This window comes from Streptomyces sp. NPDC005574 (genome assembly GCF_040605435.1).
Lineage (GTDB): Bacteria > Actinomycetota > Actinomycetes > Streptomycetales > Streptomycetaceae > Streptomyces.
The window spans coordinates 72,169-87,678 of sequence record NZ_JBEXCW010000021.1 but is presented as its reverse complement, the minus strand read 5'-3'; the positions used below and the strand labels follow the sequence as shown (position 1 = coordinate 87,678).

General features: G+C 75.2%; 16 protein-coding genes. 12 read left to right on the top strand and 4 right to left on the bottom strand.

Annotation, left to right across the window (positions count from 1 at the left end):
* Positions 1-22 precede the first annotated feature (22 nt).
* Positions 23-652 (top strand): hypothetical protein, encoded by a 630-nt coding sequence (locus ABZT03_RS16795; RefSeq protein ID WP_356039624.1) that lies wholly within the window; start codon positions 23-25, stop codon positions 650-652.
* A gap of 81 nt (positions 653-733) precedes the next feature.
* On the opposite strand, the gene ABZT03_RS16790 is transcribed toward ABZT03_RS16795, so the two are convergent.
* A complete protein-coding gene (locus ABZT03_RS16790) occupies positions 734-1,603 on the bottom strand; it encodes a hypothetical protein (protein WP_356039621.1) in 870 nt (289 codons plus the stop codon).
* Positions 1,604-1,762: 159 nt separating this feature from the next.
* On the opposite strand from ABZT03_RS16790, the gene ABZT03_RS16785 reads away from it, so the two are divergent.
* The 5 genes from ABZT03_RS16785 (at position 1,763) to ABZT03_RS16765 (ending at position 7,873) form a co-directional block, all read left to right on the top strand.
* The gene (locus ABZT03_RS16785) at positions 1,763-2,830 is read left to right on the top strand and encodes a MerR family transcriptional regulator (protein ID WP_356039618.1); all 1,068 of its coding nucleotides are present in this window, start codon (positions 1,763-1,765) and stop codon (positions 2,828-2,830) included.
* A gap of 69 nt (positions 2,831-2,899) precedes the next feature.
* A complete protein-coding gene (locus tag ABZT03_RS16780; RefSeq protein ID WP_356039615.1) occupies positions 2,900-3,517 on the top strand; it encodes a class I SAM-dependent methyltransferase in 618 nt (205 codons plus the stop codon).
* 139 nt (positions 3,518-3,656) lie between these two features.
* On the top strand, positions 3,657-5,105 hold the full coding sequence (locus tag ABZT03_RS16775) for an acyl-CoA synthetase (protein ID WP_356039612.1): 1,449 nt from the start codon (positions 3,657-3,659) through the stop codon (positions 5,103-5,105).
* Entirely contained in the window at positions 5,098-6,555 is a 1,458-nt protein-coding gene (locus ABZT03_RS16770; RefSeq protein WP_356039609.1) for a carboxyl transferase domain-containing protein, read from the top strand. Before ABZT03_RS16775 ends, ABZT03_RS16770 begins: the two co-directional genes overlap by 8 nt.
* Before the next feature lie 280 nt (positions 6,556-6,835).
* A complete protein-coding gene (locus ABZT03_RS16765; RefSeq protein ID WP_356039606.1) occupies positions 6,836-7,873 on the top strand; it encodes a rod shape-determining protein in 1,038 nt (345 codons plus the stop codon).
* A gap of 92 nt (positions 7,874-7,965) precedes the next feature.
* Here ABZT03_RS16765 and ABZT03_RS16760 read toward each other — a convergent pair whose 3' ends face one another.
* The gene (locus ABZT03_RS16760; protein WP_356039603.1) at positions 7,966-8,997 is read right to left on the bottom strand and encodes an anti-sigma factor RsbA family regulatory protein; all 1,032 of its coding nucleotides are present in this window, start codon (positions 8,995-8,997) and stop codon (positions 7,966-7,968) included.
* The gene (locus tag ABZT03_RS16755; protein ID WP_356039599.1) at positions 8,994-9,347 is read right to left on the bottom strand and encodes an STAS domain-containing protein; all 354 of its coding nucleotides are present in this window, start codon (positions 9,345-9,347) and stop codon (positions 8,994-8,996) included. Before ABZT03_RS16755 ends, ABZT03_RS16760 begins: the two co-directional genes overlap by 4 nt.
* A 304-nt stretch (positions 9,348-9,651) precedes the next feature.
* Between ABZT03_RS16755 and ABZT03_RS16750 the strand changes: the two genes are divergently transcribed.
* A complete protein-coding gene (locus tag ABZT03_RS16750) occupies positions 9,652-10,218 on the top strand; it encodes a hypothetical protein (RefSeq protein ID WP_356039596.1) in 567 nt (188 codons plus the stop codon).
* Positions 10,215-10,373 (top strand): hypothetical protein, encoded by a 159-nt coding sequence (locus ABZT03_RS16745; protein ID WP_356039593.1) that lies wholly within the window; start codon positions 10,215-10,217, stop codon positions 10,371-10,373. Before ABZT03_RS16750 ends, ABZT03_RS16745 begins: the two co-directional genes overlap by 4 nt.
* Positions 10,374-10,543: 170 nt before the next feature.
* Here ABZT03_RS16745 and ABZT03_RS16740 read toward each other — a convergent pair whose 3' ends face one another.
* Positions 10,544-11,197 (bottom strand): TetR family transcriptional regulator, encoded by a 654-nt coding sequence (locus ABZT03_RS16740; RefSeq protein ID WP_356039590.1) that lies wholly within the window; start codon positions 11,195-11,197, stop codon positions 10,544-10,546.
* A gap of 299 nt (positions 11,198-11,496) precedes the next feature.
* Between ABZT03_RS16740 and ABZT03_RS16735 the strand changes: the two genes are divergently transcribed.
* From ABZT03_RS16735 to ABZT03_RS16720, 4 genes are all read left to right on the top strand, one after another.
* A complete protein-coding gene (locus tag ABZT03_RS16735; RefSeq protein WP_356039587.1) occupies positions 11,497-12,030 on the top strand; it encodes a GNAT family N-acetyltransferase in 534 nt (177 codons plus the stop codon).
* Positions 12,031-12,155: 125 nt separating this feature from the next.
* The gene (locus ABZT03_RS16730) at positions 12,156-12,899 is read left to right on the top strand and encodes a response regulator transcription factor (RefSeq protein ID WP_356039691.1); all 744 of its coding nucleotides are present in this window, start codon (positions 12,156-12,158) and stop codon (positions 12,897-12,899) included.
* On the top strand, positions 12,886-14,922 hold the full coding sequence (locus ABZT03_RS16725) for a HAMP domain-containing sensor histidine kinase (RefSeq protein ID WP_356039584.1): 2,037 nt from the start codon (positions 12,886-12,888) through the stop codon (positions 14,920-14,922). The genes ABZT03_RS16730 and ABZT03_RS16725 overlap by 14 nt, the downstream gene beginning before the upstream one ends.
* Positions 14,923-15,073: 151 nt before the next feature.
* Positions 15,074-15,478, top strand: coding sequence for a sortase-dependent protein (locus ABZT03_RS16720; protein WP_356039582.1), 405 nt, complete (start codon positions 15,074-15,076; stop codon positions 15,476-15,478).
* The last annotated feature ends 32 nt before the right edge of the window (positions 15,479-15,510 follow it).

Genomic DNA, 15,510 nt, shown 5'->3' with positions numbered 1-15,510 from the left:
AGGCGGCGGCCGATGCGCGACGATGGCTCGCATGCCGTCCTCCGCGAAACGCCCCTCTTCGCCCTCGGGGCCCTCCGGACCCGCCGGGCCCTTCACCGTCCGCGAGTTCCAGCTCGTGCTGCTCCGCCGTATGGCCGACCACAACCCGGACCTGGTGGAGGACGCCCGCCGGAGCCTCGGCGCGTCGCTCGCGGACATGCGTGAGGCGAACAAGCGGTGGCAGGCGATGCTGCGCTCCCCGCGGGCGCGGGCGGCCGCCTCGCGCTACCGCTCGGTCCTCGGCGCGCCCGGGTCGGTGACCGCCCGCACGATCGGCGACCTGGAGTGCGAGGCGTGGCAGTGGCCGCTCCCCCTCTGGCCCGACCTGCGGTTCGAGGTGCTGCTCGCGCCGAACGGGGCGGTCTGGAACGAGTGGCTGGTCCGTGCGCCGGGCTCGCCCGCCCCCGAGCTGCGCACCCTGGACGATTTGACCCCGTGGTCCTGCGTGGTCGACGAGGCCGCCCGCGCCTTCGCCCCCGCGCGCCCCCTGGAGGGCACCGCCCCGACCCGCTGGGGACTGGCGTTCCAGGCGCCGGACGGAGAGGGCGTCCGGCGGAAGGTGGCCGCCGAGTTCACCTGGGGCCTGCTCCAGCGGACGGCGGTCGGCGGGTAGGGAGCGGCTCGGCGGTTTCAGCCCCGGCCAGGTTCACGTAGGGCGCGAGTGCGGACGCCTCGCGGTGGGGCCGAGGCTCGGTCAGCGGGCGGCGGCCAGGATCGCCGCGGCCACGACCGGCACCGACTCGGGGTGCAGGAACAGGAAGAGGTTCGGCTCGACCAGTTCCAGCTCCATCACCCGGGGCGCGCCGCCCTCGCCGTCCACCAGGTCGACGCGGGCGTAGAGCAGGTCCGGCGCGTCCGGTACGGCGGCCAGGGCGTCCCGCGCCACGGCCAGTTCCGCCGGGGTCGGCGTCCAGCGCTCCAGGCCGGGGTGGGCGACCTTGTCCGCGTCGAAGGCGGTGCCCGGGGAGAGTACGGCCCGCTTGCGGCTGGCGTGCAGCAGCTCGCCACCGAAGAACTGCAGGGCCCGCTCGCCGCCGGTGTCGATGCTCCTCATGTACGGCTGGATCATCGCCGTCAGCCCCTCCGCGTGCATCCGCGCGAGGTGCCGTACGGCCGTGTCGTGCTGTTCGGGTGTGTAGCGGGCGGCGTAGCGGGCGCCCGCGCCCGAGGTGGGCTTGACGACGTACTCGTGGTCGTCGGGGAGGCCGGCCGTCTCGCCGGGGGCGGCATAGCGGGTCGGGACGACGGGCACCCCGGCCGCCGCGAGGTCACCGACGTACCGCTTGTCGGTGTTCCAGCGCACCACCCCGGGCGGGTTCGCGAGCCGCGTCAGCCGGCCGCAGCGCTCCGTCCACGCCGTGAACTCGGCCGCGCGCCAGCTGTAGTCCCAGGTCGAGCGGATGACGGCGAGGTCGTAGGCGGCCCAGTCCGCGCCGGCGTCGTCCCAGCACACCGCGTCCGCGTCGGCGCCGGCCTCCCTCAGCGCCCGCACCAGCACGGGCAGGTCCGCGTCCCGGCTGGGCTCCGGGCGCGGGTCGTAGGTGACGAGGGCGACGCGGGGCACGGCGGCTCCATTCTCGGTCGGTCGTACGGTCTGCTGCCCCGGCAGGCTAACCGCCGTCCCCGCAACCACGGCAACCCGTTGGACCTTCCCCTTCGGTGAAGCCCCAGCATCGGTGGCGAGGAACGAAGCGCGGGAAACACGGCACGGGACGGAGCACCCATGGAGTGGCTGACGATCGGCGCGTTCGCGAGAGCGTCGCGCCTGTCCCCCAAGGCGCTGCGGCTCTACGACGAGCTGGACCTGCTGCGGCCCGCGCGGGTCGACCCCGACACCGGCTACCGGTACTACACGGCCGGGCAGCTGGAGCGGGCCCGGCTGGTGGCGTGGCTGCGGCGGATCGGCATGCCGCTGGCCCGCATCCGCGACGTCTGCGCCCTGCCCCCGGCGGCCGCCGCCCGCGAGATCCGCGCCTACTGGGCGCGGGTCGAGGCGGAGACGGCCGCCCGGCGGGATCTCGCCGCGTTCCTCGTCGATCAGCTGACGGCAGCACCGAGGAAGGACACCAGCATGCTGGAACTGCGTTACTCCGCCCACTCGGACCCGGGCCTGGTCCGCCCCGCCAACCAGGACACGGCGTACGCGGGCAGGCGACTGCTCGCGGTGGCCGACGGGTTCGGACCCGACGGCAGGTCCGCGAGCAGCGCCGCCGTGGAGGCCCTGCGCTTCCTCGACACGCGGGAACTCCCCGCCGGGGACGTCCTGGACGTCCTCCAGGACGCGGTGCACGGCGCGACCGAGGCGGTACGGGACGCGGCCCGGGGCACCGCCGAGGCGGGCACCACCCTGACCGCCCTGCTGTGGACGGGCTCCGGGCTCGCGCTGGTCCACATCGGCGACTCGCGCGCCTATCTCCTGCGCGACGGCGGCCTGTTCCGGATCACCCACGACCACACGGTGCTCCAGTCGATGATCGACGAGGGCCGGCTGACGGCGGAGGAGGCCGTGACCCACCCCCGCCCCGCACTCCTCCTCAAAGCCCTGACCGGCGACGGCACCTCCGCACAGCCGGACCTCCGCCTGCACGACGCCCACCCCGGCGACCGCTACCTCCTGTGCTCGGACGGCCTGTCGAACGTCGTCCCCGACGACCGCATCCGCCACCTCCTGTCCGCCACCGAGGCCCCCGACGAAACGGTCCACGCCCTGACCACCGCCGCCACCGGGGCCGGCGCCCCGGACAACGTGAGCTGCGTGGTGGCGGACGTGGTGGACAGGACGGCGGTCTGACGGCACGTCGGCCGGGGACGGGTCCGGAACGGGCCCGTCCGCTGGGGCGCGGGCGGCAGGATCGGTGGCATGGCGATCTCCGGAACCGACGCGTACGACGGCGTGAGCGGCCTGCCCCCGCTCGTCGAGCGGGCGCTCGCCGCCGCCCGCGCCCACGGCTTCCCCCACTCCTGCCGTCCCGAACAGGGCCGCCTGCTGCACGCCCTGGCCGGTGGCGCCCCGCGACGCGTCGGGGAGACGGGGACGGGCTTCGGCGTCGGGCTGGCCTGGCTCGCCTCGGGCGCCGGCGCGGGCGTACGGCTGGTCGGCGTCGAACGGGACGCGGAGCGCGCCCGCGTCGCGGCCGGGCTGTTCGCGGACCGGCCCGAGGTCGAGGTGCTCACCGGCGACTGGGAGCGGATCGGGGAGCGCGGGCCGTACGACCTGCTCGTGCTGGACGGCGGCGGGCAGGGCAAGACCGACGGTGACCGCGCGGCCCCGGTCGAGCGGCTACTCGCCCCCGGCGGCACGGTCGTCGTCGACGACTTCACACCGGCGACGACCTGGCCCCCGCTGTACGAGGGCCGCCCCGACCGGGCCCGCCGGTTCTGGCTGGAGCACCCCGCGCTGCGGGCCACGGAACTGCGGCTCGCCCCCGACCTGAGCACCCTGGTCGGCATCCGGTACGGCGCGCCGAGTGGCGGGTGAGGTGCGTCGTGGCCGTGCCGTCGGGGACGCGGTCGGGGGACGTGACGAGGGTCAAGTCGTCTCGGCGTTGGATCACGCGTCCCCTGGTGTAGGAACAGGGTGTTGTCCCTGGACCGACCCCTGTCGAGGAGTGCGCCGCGTGACCTCCCTCTTTCCGGCCCTGACGGGCGATCCGGGTGACCAGGTCGCCCTGCGGTTCGGCGACCGGTCGCTGACCTGTGCGCGGCTCGCGGCGGCGGCCGGTGCCGTCGGCGGCCGGCTGGGGCGTGGCGGCCCCGTCGCCGTCTGGGCGACCCCCTCACTGGAGACGGCCGTCGCGGTCGTCGGCGCACTGCTCGCCGGCGTGGCGGCCGTGCCGCTGAACCCGAAGTCGGGCGGGAAGGAGCTCGGGCACATCCTCTCCGACAGCGCGCCGACGGCCGTCCTGGCCGCGCCCGGCGACGAACTCCCGGCCGCGCTGCGGGACTTCGAGCGGATCGACGTGGACGTGCGGGCCACCGGTCCCGTCCCCGACGACCGGGCGGCCGGCGACGACGACCCCGCCCTGATCGTCTACACCTCCGGCACCACCGGCCCGCCCAAGGGCGCGGTGCTGCCCCGGCGGGCCGTCGCCTCCACCCTGGACGCGCTCGCCGACGCCTGGCAGTGGACCGGCGACGACGTCCTCGTGCACGCGCTGCCGCTGTTCCATGTGCACGGACTCGTGCTGGGCGTCCTCGGCCCGCTGCGGCGCGGCGGTTCGGTGCGGCACCTGGGCCGGTTCGACACCGAGGGCGTGGCACGCGAGCTCGGCGCGGGCGCCACCATGCTGTTCGGGGTGCCGACGATGTACCACCGGATCGCCCAGGCCCTGCCCACGGAACCGGAGCTGGCCAGGGCGCTGGCCGGTGCACGCCTGCTCGTCTCCGGCTCGGCCGCCCTGCCCGTGCACGACCACGAACGCATCGCGGCGGCCACCGGACGGCGCGTGATCGAGCGGTACGGCATGACGGAGACCCTCATGAACACCAGCGTCCGCGCGGACGGCGAGCCCCGCGCCGGCACCGTCGGCGTACCGCTGCCCGGCGTGGAACTGCGGCTGGTGGAGGAGGACGGGACGCCGATCACGTCGTACGACGGCGATACGGTGGGCGAGATCCAGGTGCGCGGCCCCCATCTGTTCACCGGCTACCTCAACCGGCCCGACGCGACCGCGGCCGCGTTCACCGCCGACGGCTGGTTCCGCACCGGGGACATGGCGGTGCGTGATCCCGACGGCTACGTCCGGATCGTCGGCCGCAAGGCCACCGACCTGATCAAGAGCGGCGGCTACAAGATCGGGGCCGGTGAGATCGAGAACGCCCTGCTGGAGCATCCCGGGGTGCGGGAGGCCGCCGTCACCGGCGAGCCGGACGCCGACCTGGGTGAGCGGATCGTCGCCTGGATCGTCCCGGAGGACTCCGGGGGACCGCCCTCGGCGGGGGAGTTGGCCGACCACGTGGCGGGCCGTCTCGCCCCGCACAAACGCCCCCGGGTGGTCCACTTCCTCGACGCCCTCCCCCGCAACGACATGGGCAAGATCATGAAGCGGGCGCTGAGCCATGACTGACCGCCGCTCCGCCCGCGAGACGATCGCCCTGGTCGCAGACGCCTCGACCTTCGCCGAACTCCCCGACCGACAAAGGGAGTCCGCACCCGACGGTCCGCTCTCCTGGCCCGGCTACGACGCCTCGCGCGCCCGCGCCGCCGAACGCACCGGCGAGACGGAGTCCGTCGTGTGCGGCACCGCGAGCGTCGAGGGCACCCGAGCCGTCCTCATCGCCTTCGAGTTCGGCTTCCTCGGCGGCTCCCTCGGCGAACGCACCGGTGACCGGCTGGAGGCGGCGTACACCCATGCCCGCGAACACCGGCTGCCCGTCGTCCCGTTGGTCGCCACCGGCGGCAGCCGCATGCAGGAGGGCATGCTCGCACTCACCCAACTCCAGCGGGTGGCACGGCAGTCGTCGCTCACCCGGGAGGCCGGCCTGCCGCAGATCGCGGTGGTGCGCGACCCGACGACGGGCGGCGGCTGGGCCACCCTCGGCGCGGGAGCCGACATCGTCCTCGCCCTGCCCGGCGCCCAGGTCGGTTTCGCCGGCTCCCGGGTCCGGCCACCGGACGCCGACCCGGCCGCGTACACGGCCGAGGCGCAGGTGGCTGCGGGCGCGGCCGACGCGGTCGTCCCCCCGGAGCAGCTCCGCCCCACCCTGGGCCGCTGGCTGCGGCTGCTGGCGTCCCCGTCCCAGACCCCGGCCCCCGCCCCCGCGGCGGTGGCGGACGCCGGGGCGACGGCGCCCGGCACCGGGTCGAGCGGTGCGAGTGACGGCACCGGGGACCCGGACGGCACCCCGGAGACCGGTTCCACCGGAGGCGTCGCCGGCCACCTCCCCCGCACCGGCTGGGAGGCCGTGCTGCGCGCCCGTTCGGCCGGACGTCCGCGGGCCGAGCGGTACCTGGACGCCTACTTCACACACCGGGCCGCGATCGGCGGTGACCGGTGCGGCGGCACCGACGCGGGGATGCTGTGCGGCTTCGGCGAGCACGCGGGGCGGACGATCGCGTTCGCCGCGCAGACCGGGACCGCCACCCGCCCCGCCGGCTACCGCACCGCCGCCCGGCTGATCCGCCTCGCGGACCGGCTCGGCATCCCGGTCCTGACCCTGGTGGACACCCCGGGCGCCGCCAACGACGCGGAGGCGGAACGGCAGGGCGCGGGTGCCGCGATCGCGGACCTGTTCGGCGCGGTGGCGGCCGCGCGCACGCCGGTCACCACGCTGGTGATCGGCGAGGGCGGCTCGGGCGGCGCGCTCGCCCTGGCCGCACCGGGCAACACCTGGGCCACGCCCGACAGTTACTTCTCCGTCATCGCCCCCGAGCTGGCCGCCGCGATCCTCAAGCGTCCACCGCACGAGGTGGAGGCGACCGCGGACCACCTGCGCATCCGCCCGCAGGACCTGGTGGAGCTGGGCGTGATCCGGGGCGTCAGGGGCAGGGCGGCGGGCGGTGCGGACGCCGGGTAGCCGAGACGCCGGGTAGCCGAGAGGCCGGGCGGGCGCGAAGGGGCCCGCCGCCCACCTCGCGCGTGCCCACCGCGCGCGTGCCCACCTCCGGCGTACCCGCCGTAGCGAAGTGGCGGGCTCTTGTCTGAAACTCATAAGCTGCACGACCGACGAAAATCCCCATTCGGCGGCCCCCCTCCCGGCCCCTCCCAGCGCGCGCCCGCCTCCCCGGCGCCGCACGATTCCCCTGAGGCCCGCCGCTCGGCGGCCCCCATGGTCTGCGCACTCGGGAGGACCTGCCATGACCGCCAGTCTGGAGCAGCTGCGCCGCTGCCATTTCGCCGTCGACCTGGGAGCGGCGAGGACGCGGGTGTACGTCAAGGGCGCCGGGCTCGTCGTCGACCAGCCGTCGGCCGCCGCCGTGAACACCCGTACGGGCGCGCTGATCGCGGTGGGCGAGTTCGCCGAGAAGATGACGGGGCGTACCCCGCACTACATCCGCGTGGTCCGGCCCGTCTCCGGCGGCACGGTCGTCGACATCGAGATGGCGCAGCGCATGCTGCGGCACCTGCTCGGCGACAAGATCCGCCGCTCCCTGCGCCGCAAGCCCCGGCTGCGGGCCGCCGCCTGCACCCCGCACGACGCCGACCCGCTGGCCCAGCGCGCCGCGATCGAGACACTCGTCGGACTCGGGGCCCGCCGGGTCGAACTCGTGGACACGCTGATCGCCGCCGCGGTCGGCTGCGGGCTGCCCGTCGAGCGCCCCGAGGCCACCATGATCATGGTGTGTGGGGCCGCCGCGACCCAGGTCGCGGTGTTGTCCCTCGGCTCCATCGTGACCGCCGAACGCATCCCCGTCGGCGGTGAGGCCGTGGACCACGCGATCGTGCAGCACCTGCGCCACGAGCACGAACTGATGCTGCCCAGCCAGTCCGTACGGCCGCTCCAGCTCGCCCTGTCCGGCAACGGGCTCACCCCGCTGGGCCCGGCCTCCACGGAGATCCACGGACGGGACGTGGCCACAGGTCTCGCCCGTTCCGTGCGGGTCGACACCGCCGCCGTCCGCGGCGCGATCGAGACCCCGCTGACCGCCGTGCTCGACGGCATCGGCAGGGTGCTGCGGGACTGCCCGCCCGACCTGGTGGCCGATCTCGCCGACCGCGGGATCATGATGGTCGGCGGCAGCGCCCTGCTCCCGGGCCTGGACCAGATGCTGCGGCACGCCACCGGTATGCCGGTGCACATCGCCGAACGGCCCGACGTGTGCGCCGTACAGGGGCTGGGCGCCATGCTGGAGGGCCGGATCGAACCCCTCGTACTGGCCCCGCTGGCCACCTGACCCTCCCGGCGCACCCTCGCCGCCGCGTCGGACCGCCGACGTCGGTCCACCGGGCCGTCACAGGCGGCACCCCACACCGCGCGGTGGTGCTGTCAGAGGCCGAACCAGCAGCGCACGGCGGTGCCGTCCGCGTCGGAGTGCACGCGCACCAGGTCGGCGACGAGGTTGACCAGGAGCAGTCCGCGCCCGCCGCGCTGGTCGCGGGCCGGTGGCCGGCGCCCGGCGAGCGGATCGGTGAGCCGTCCCCTGTCGCGCACCTCGCACAGCACGTACCCGTCCTCGGACCACATCCGCACCGTGCCCGAACCGCCGCCGTGCACCACGCTGTTGGTGGTCAGCTCGGCGATGACGAGCGTCAGGTCCTGGAGCCGGGTGCCCGTGAGCCCGAGCCGGCCGCCCTCGTCGGCGGCGAGATGCCGGGCCTGCGCGAGCGACTCCGCCTCGTACGACACGGACAGCCCGTCCGGCGCGGGCGGCAGCGGCTCGTTGTAGCGGGCGAGGACGTCGGCGGGGTCGTAGGCGGCGCTGTCCTGTCGTTCCGCGGAACCGGAGAGGACCAGGGTGGGGTGGGTCGCGCGGGCGTCGGCGAGCACCCGGGAGTCGAGGCGGCGGGTGTCGTAGGGACACAGGATGCTCACCGCCCGGCCCCGGAAGGCCGCGTTGATCAGCGCCTCGTGCTGGGCGCAGGCGGGGTACTCGGTCTCCGAACGGCCGGCCCAGATCGGCTCGCCGACGATCCGCACCCGGCGGCCGGCCGGCTGGGCGTCCGCGAAGGCGAGCAGCACCCCGGGGATGATCCGGCCGGGGTTGCGCCCGACCTGCCGCATGTCCAGGAACCGGACGCCGTCGCCGGCGTCGCCCAGTTCGTCCTGGATGAGCCGGAGGTTCTCCCCGGGCACGGCCACCGCGACGGGCTCACCGGCGGCGAGACCGGCCCGGACGAAGGAGGCGGTGGCGGTGACGTACTCCTGCTCGTCCCCGTAGAACAGGGCGGGGTGGAAGAAGGGGTCGGCGGTGTCGGCCGGGTCGGCGGTGCCGCCGGGGAGGGCGGAGCCGCCGGGGCCTCCAAAACCGCTCGGGGCACCGGACTCGAAGTCGTCGAAGGGGCGGGCCGTGGCACTCATGACGTCGACACCTCGATCGCCGACAGTTCGGGCCAGAAGATCTCCAGGACCCTCCGCAGGGTGGCCGGCGGCCGGTTCAGGACGATGCGCCGACCGTCCGGGAGCCGCTGGGCGGCGGCCGCGAGCGCGCCGGCGCCCGCGACATCGACGAAAGTCACGGCAGACAACTCCAAGTGGTACACGTCTTCGTCCTCGCCCACGGCGCGCTCCAACGCGCGCTCCCAGATCGGCTGCGTCGCGAGGCCGACCTCCCCGGCCACCCGCAGACCGCTGCGCCCGGCGAGCGGTGACACGCTCAGCGCCGGGTTCACCCCGACGACGCCGGACAGGACCTGATACCGGTCGCCCACTCCGTCTCCCACTCCCCTGCCCGCTTCCGCCGGGCTCGTACACGCCTGCACGGCTCTTCCTCATTCCCCGGGAACATGTGTACTACGCCGGGGGCGGGCGGGCGAACCGGACGGTCACCTCCGGGCATACCCGGCAGATCCGGCCGGAGCGGGTGGCAGCGCGGGGTGAGGTGTGGCGGGGCCGAGAAGGGTGACTCGGTAGGGGCGAGCGAGCCGGGCGGCCGGGCCGCCCGGCCACCGCCGGGAGTCGACGGCCGCCGGCCGGCACCGACACCGGCCGCCCGTCATCACGAGGGGACCTTCGATGCAGGACCGCACGGAAGACCAGCCGGACACCCCGAACGGCCACGAGGGCCGTACCGAACTGCTGGGCATCTACCTCAACGACCACCTCGCCGGCGCCACCGCCGGCGTCGAACGGGTCCGGTACCTGGCCGACGCCGAACAGGACGCGGCACTCGCGGCGGTCGTGGGACGGCTCGCCGAGGAGATCGCCGAGGACCGGGCGAGCCTCCTGGAGATCATGCGCCGGCTCGACGTGCCCGTCCGCCGGTACAAGGTGGTCGCCGGCACCCTCGCCGAGAAGGCGGGCCGCCTGAAGACCAACGGCCGTCTGGTGCGCCGCTCCCCGCTCACCCCGCTGGTGGAGCTGGAGGTGCTGCGCACCGGCGTGAGCGGCAAGGCGGCCTGCTGGGAGACCCTGCGCCACCTGACCGACCACGAGGAACGCCTGGACGCCGGCCGGCTGGACGCCCTGCTCGAACGGGCCCACGACCAGCTGCGCCGGCTGGAGGAACTGCACCGGTACCAGATCACGAAGACGTTCGGGCCGACCGCCGGCCCCCGCCTTCGCGAGGAGTCGGCGCGATGAGCGAGCACACCCCGTCCCAGGCCGAGGGCGAGCGCGACGAGCCGGACACCGGCCACACCGGCCACCCCTCCCCGCCGCACCCGACCCCCTCCCAGGCGGAGGGCGACCGCGAGGACACCCAGGGCGACGGCACGGACGCCGACGGGCAGAAATAGCGGACTACGCGGAAGACGCCGGGCGGGTCCGGGTCCGGCTCCGGTCGGGTCCGGCGCCGGGGGGCGGCTCCGGGTCGGGCGCCGGGCGGCTCCGGGTCGGGCGCGGGTCACGGGCGGGGCCGGGCGCCAGGCGGGTCCCGGGTCCGGTACAGGCGCCGCCCGGCTCCCGCTCAGGCCCCGGCGGCGCTCTCCGCCTCCGTGAGCACGGCGGCGGAGACGTCGTCGACCACGGCGCGCGCCCGCTCGTCCGGCACACCGGCGGCGATCAGCGTGGCGATCGCGACCCGGGTCCCGTCGTCCTCCAGCGCCCCGGTGTTGACCTCCTCCAGCAGCGCGACCGTCATGGCCTCGATGCCGGCGCTCAGCACGGCGGGCGGCAGGTGCCGGTGGAAGACGCCGTCGCGCTGCCCTCGTTCCAGAATGCCGGTCGCCTGCTCGCGGGCGGGCGCCAGCACCTCCGCCACACGTTCGGCGCCGAGATCGCGCCGGGCCAGCGCGAGGAGCATGCGGTAGCGGTCGCCCACGGGCCACAGCGAGAAGATGAAGTGGGCGAGCGCCCGCTCGGCCGGCTCCGTCGCCCTGGCCCCGGCCGCGACCGTGCCCCGGATGGTCTCCGCGGCCTCCTCGGCGAGCGCCTCCAGCAGCGCCGCGCGCCCGGGGAAGTGCCCGAACAGGGTCCGTCGTACGACACCCGCGGCCTGCGCCAGCTCCTCCAGCGTGACGTCGGGGTCGCGCCCCAGCTCCCGGCGGGCCGTGGCCAGGATGCGCGCCCGGTTGGACCGCGAGTTGCGTCGCATCGGCTCGCGGGCCACGGGCTTGGTCACGGAAACCTCGATGGGGCGACGGGTCGGTGAACCGACGGCGGGGAGGGGCGGCGGGGGCACGTCCATCTTGACACGCGGCCACGACTCCCCGGCCGGAGCCGCCGCCCGGCCCCGGCCCGCCGGGCCCCGCCCCTCCCGCGCTTCCCCCGCTCCCCCGCTTCCTCCGCCCGCGCCCGGCCGGCCACTCGGCGATCCGCCCGCCCGGCGATCCGGCGATCCGCCCCCGGGCGCGCCCCCGTCCCGCCGGCCCGTCCGCGCCGATTACCGGTGCGGCCCCCGCCGCGGGCAGGATGGGCGCCATGACCGAGATCCACACCCCTCGCCTCCTGCTCCGCCGCTGGGACGACGACGACCTCGTGCCCCTGGCGGAGATCACCGCGGACCCGTACGTCATGCGCTGGGTCGGCGACGGCTCGGTGCTCGACCTGGAGCAGACCGCCGAGGCCGTCGAGCGGTGGGAGGAGGAGTGGGACGAGGAGGGCTTCGGTCTCTTCGCCGTCGAGCTGCTGGGCTCCGGCGAACTGGCCGGCGTCACGGGTCTGTCGGTGCCCGAGTTCCTGCCCGAGGTGCTGCCCGCCGTGGCGATCAGCTGGCAGTTCGGCGCACAGTTCTGGGGTCAGGGATACGCCTCCGAAGCCGCCCAGGCCACCCTGGAGTTCGCCCTCCAGGACCGCGGCCTGGACCGCGTCATCAGCATCACCCGGCCCGGCGACGACGCCTCCGAGAACGTCATCCGCAAGCTCGGCATGACGGAGGACCGCGAGACGACCCACCCCGTGCACGGCTTCCCGCTGCGCGTCCACCACATCGACCTCACCGAGTTCGAGGCCTGAACCGGTGGGGCGCCGCAGGGGCGCCCGCCGTCCGCCCGCCCCATCGAACTCCCGGCGTCGTGAGGCCAGTTACCGCCGCCCTCGAACGCGCGCTCGTTACGATCCTCGGTGTGTACGCAAACATCATGGTCGCCGAAGACGACACGAAGCAGGCCGAACTGGTGCGCCGCTACCTGGAGCACGAGGGGCACACCGTGACGGTCGTCGAGGACGGACGCGCGGCGCTGGAGGAGGTGCGGCGCAGAGCACCCGACCTGCTCGTCCTCGACGTGATGATGCCCCGCGCGGACGGCCTCGACGTGGTGCGGATCCTGCGCGCCGAGCGTCGCGAGATGCCCGTGCTGATGCTGACGGCCCGCAGCACCGAGGACGATCTGCTGCTGGGGCTGGATCTCGGCGCGGACGACTACATGACCAAGCCGTTCAGCCCGCGCGAGCTGGTGGCCCGGGTGCGGACCCTGCTGCGCCGCAACCGGCACGCCGCCGGCCCCGCCCCCACCGCGGCCCCCGCGCCCGCCGCCGCGCACGCCGCCGAGGACGAGGTGCTGACCGTGGGCACACTCCGGGTGGACCCGGCCCGGCACGAGGTGTGGGTGGAGTCGGCGCAAGTGGTGTGCACGCCCGGTGAGTTCCGCATCCTCGCCGCGATGGCGGCGGAGCCCGACCGCGTGTTCACCCGGCAGCGGCTGCTGGAGGAGCTGCACGGCTTCGACAAGTACATCAGCCGCCGCACGGTGGACGTGCACGTCATGCATCTCCGCAAGAAGATCGAACGCGCCCCGCGCCGCCCCGACCGGCTGCTCACCGTCTTCGGCGTCGGATACAAGCTGACGGACCCGGCGAGGAACGCACGTCATGCCTCGTCGTGACCGGGGGGCGCGGCTGCCGCTGCGGAAGAGCCTGCTGGGCCGGATGCTGACGGTGTCGGCGCTGGTCGCCTCCTGTTCGGTGGCCGCCACCGCCTGGCTCGCCGTGCAGACGACGTCCGGCGCGATCCGCCAGGAGCAGGGGCAGAACCTCAGCGCCGACGCCACGATCTACAACACCCTGCTCGGGTACGCGGCCACCCATCCCGGCTGGGAGGGCGTCGACACCACCGTGCGCAGGCTGGCCCGGCAGTCCCAGCGGCGGATCGTGCTGACCACCCAGGACCGGCGGCCGCTCTCCGACTCCTCCGGCGCCGCCTCCCCGGACGCCTCGTCCGCCGCTCCGCTGCCGCCCCAGGCCTCCGCGGTCGTCGACCCGCTCTCCGTCGACACCGTGCTGGTGCCCGACGCCGCCGCCAGCGGCACGGACCGTGTCGATCCGCGTGCCGTGGGACCGTTCCTGCTGCCGGCGAGCGAGCGGGCCCCGCTGCGGCGGGCCACCACCGACAGCAGGGCCTGTCTGAACCGGGCCGGCATCGCGGCGGACATCGTGCAGAGCCCGAGCGGCCGTCCGCGCGTCCAGTTCGTCAGCAACGACAACGACCGCCCCATGGTGGAGAAGTGCCTGGCCCTGGGGGCGGCCCGGCCGACGCCGACCGAGCGGAAGGCCCTGCACGCCCTCAACCAGCTGGCCGACGCCTGTCTGAAACGCCAGGGCCGCACGGGCGTACACCTGAATCTGGACCTGTCCTGGGACCGCGGCTACGCCCAGGACTCGCAGCGCGACCCGGACTACGGGTCCGCCCTCGACATCGGGACCAAGCTGACCGACGAGGAGGCGGCCCGGGTGAAGGCGGGCCTCGCGAAGGTGGCCGAGGACCGGGCGGCCGCCGACCGGGCGGCCGCCGCCCACAGCAGCACCTACGACCGGGCCGTCGCCTCCTGCGTGGGCAGTGCCCGCCGCGAGCAGCTCACCGCCTATGTCGCCGCGCCCGCCCTGCTGTTCATCGACGATCCGGGTGCCGTCAGCGTGCCCGGGTTCGACCTCTCCCCCGGCAACACGGCGCGCATCGCCGGTGTCACGGCCCTCGTCCTCGCGCTGACCGTCGGCGCGTCGGTGATCGCCGGCGCCCGGCTCGTGCGTCCGCTGCACGCGCTCACCGGCGCCGCCCAGCGGATGCGGGACGGGCTGGGTCCGGCGCCCGTACCGGTCGGCCCGGACAACGAGATCGGCCGGCTGACGGCCGCCTTCAACGACATGGCCGAGCACCGCGCCCGGCTGGAGGAGCAGCGCAAGGTGATGGTCAGCGACGTCGCCCACGAACTGCGGACCCCGCTGAGCAACATCCGGGGCTGGCTGGAGGCGGCGCAGGACGGTCTGGCCGACCCCGACCCGGTGTTCGTCTCCTCGCTCCTGGAGGAGGCCGTACAGCTCCAGCACATCATCGACGACCTCCAGGATCTGGGGGCCGCCGACGCGGGGGCCCTGCGCCTGCACCGGGAGCCCGTACGCGTCGGCGAGCTGCTCGGCCAGGTCGCCGCCGCACACCAGGCGCTGGCGGACAGCGCCGGCGTCACCCTGTCGGTCGCCGGGCCTTCGGCGGGCACGCCCGCGCCGCCCCTGCTGGACGCCGACCCGGTGCGACTGCGCCAGGCCGTCAGCAACCTGGTCTCCAACGCCGTACGACACACACCTCCCGGCGGCCGGGTGACCCTGCGCGCCTACGTCACGGACCCTGCGGACCCCACGGAATCCACGGCTTCGGGGCAGGTGGCCGTGGAGGTGGCGGACACCGGCAGCGGTATCCCGGCGGACGACCTGCCCCATGTGTTCGACCGGTTCTGGCGGGCGGAGAAGTCCCGCAACCGGAGCACCGGCGGCAGCGGCCTGGGCCTGGCGATCGTCCTCAAGCTGGCCGAGGCCCACGGCGGGGCGGCGACGGTGACCAGCGCCGAGGGCCGCGGCTCCGTCTTCACCCTGCGCCTCCCGGCGCCACCGGGCGGCGACCCGGCTCCTGTCACATAGGGGCCGTCCGGAAGGTGTGCCGCCATGACGCCGCGGCCATGGCTTTCTGACAGCTTCTTCACAAGCGGTCTCCAGGGTGGGGCCAAGCCCGGAACCTGGTGCGGCTAGGCATCCAGGTACCACCAAGGCCGGGCTGGAACTGGAGCGATACATGTCCCGCCATCTCACCCTCCGTCTCGCCGTGCTGACCGCCGTCGCGGCCGGCGCGCTGGTCGTGCCGGCCTCCGCGGCCTTCGCCGACGACCCGAGCGCGGCGCCGTCCGCCTCCGACACCCGGCGTCCGACCGCCGCGGAGAAGGCAGCCGCCGACAAGCGGAAGGCCGAGGCCGCCAAGAAGGCCACGGACTCCAAGACCCTGTCGCCCGAGGAGCGCAAGAGGCAGGCCGCCGCCAAGGCGGGCGCCGGCGCCCCGCGCGGCGGCGTCGCCGCGGGCGAGGCCCCGGCGGACGACAGCAGCGTCGTTCCGCTGGCCGGTTCGGCCACCGGCGCGCTGCTGCTGGCCGGCGCCGGCACCTTCGTGCTGCGTCGCCGCTCGGCCGGGCGCCGCAACGGCTGAGCCGGCCCCTTCGAGCCGGGCGCGGCGGCGGT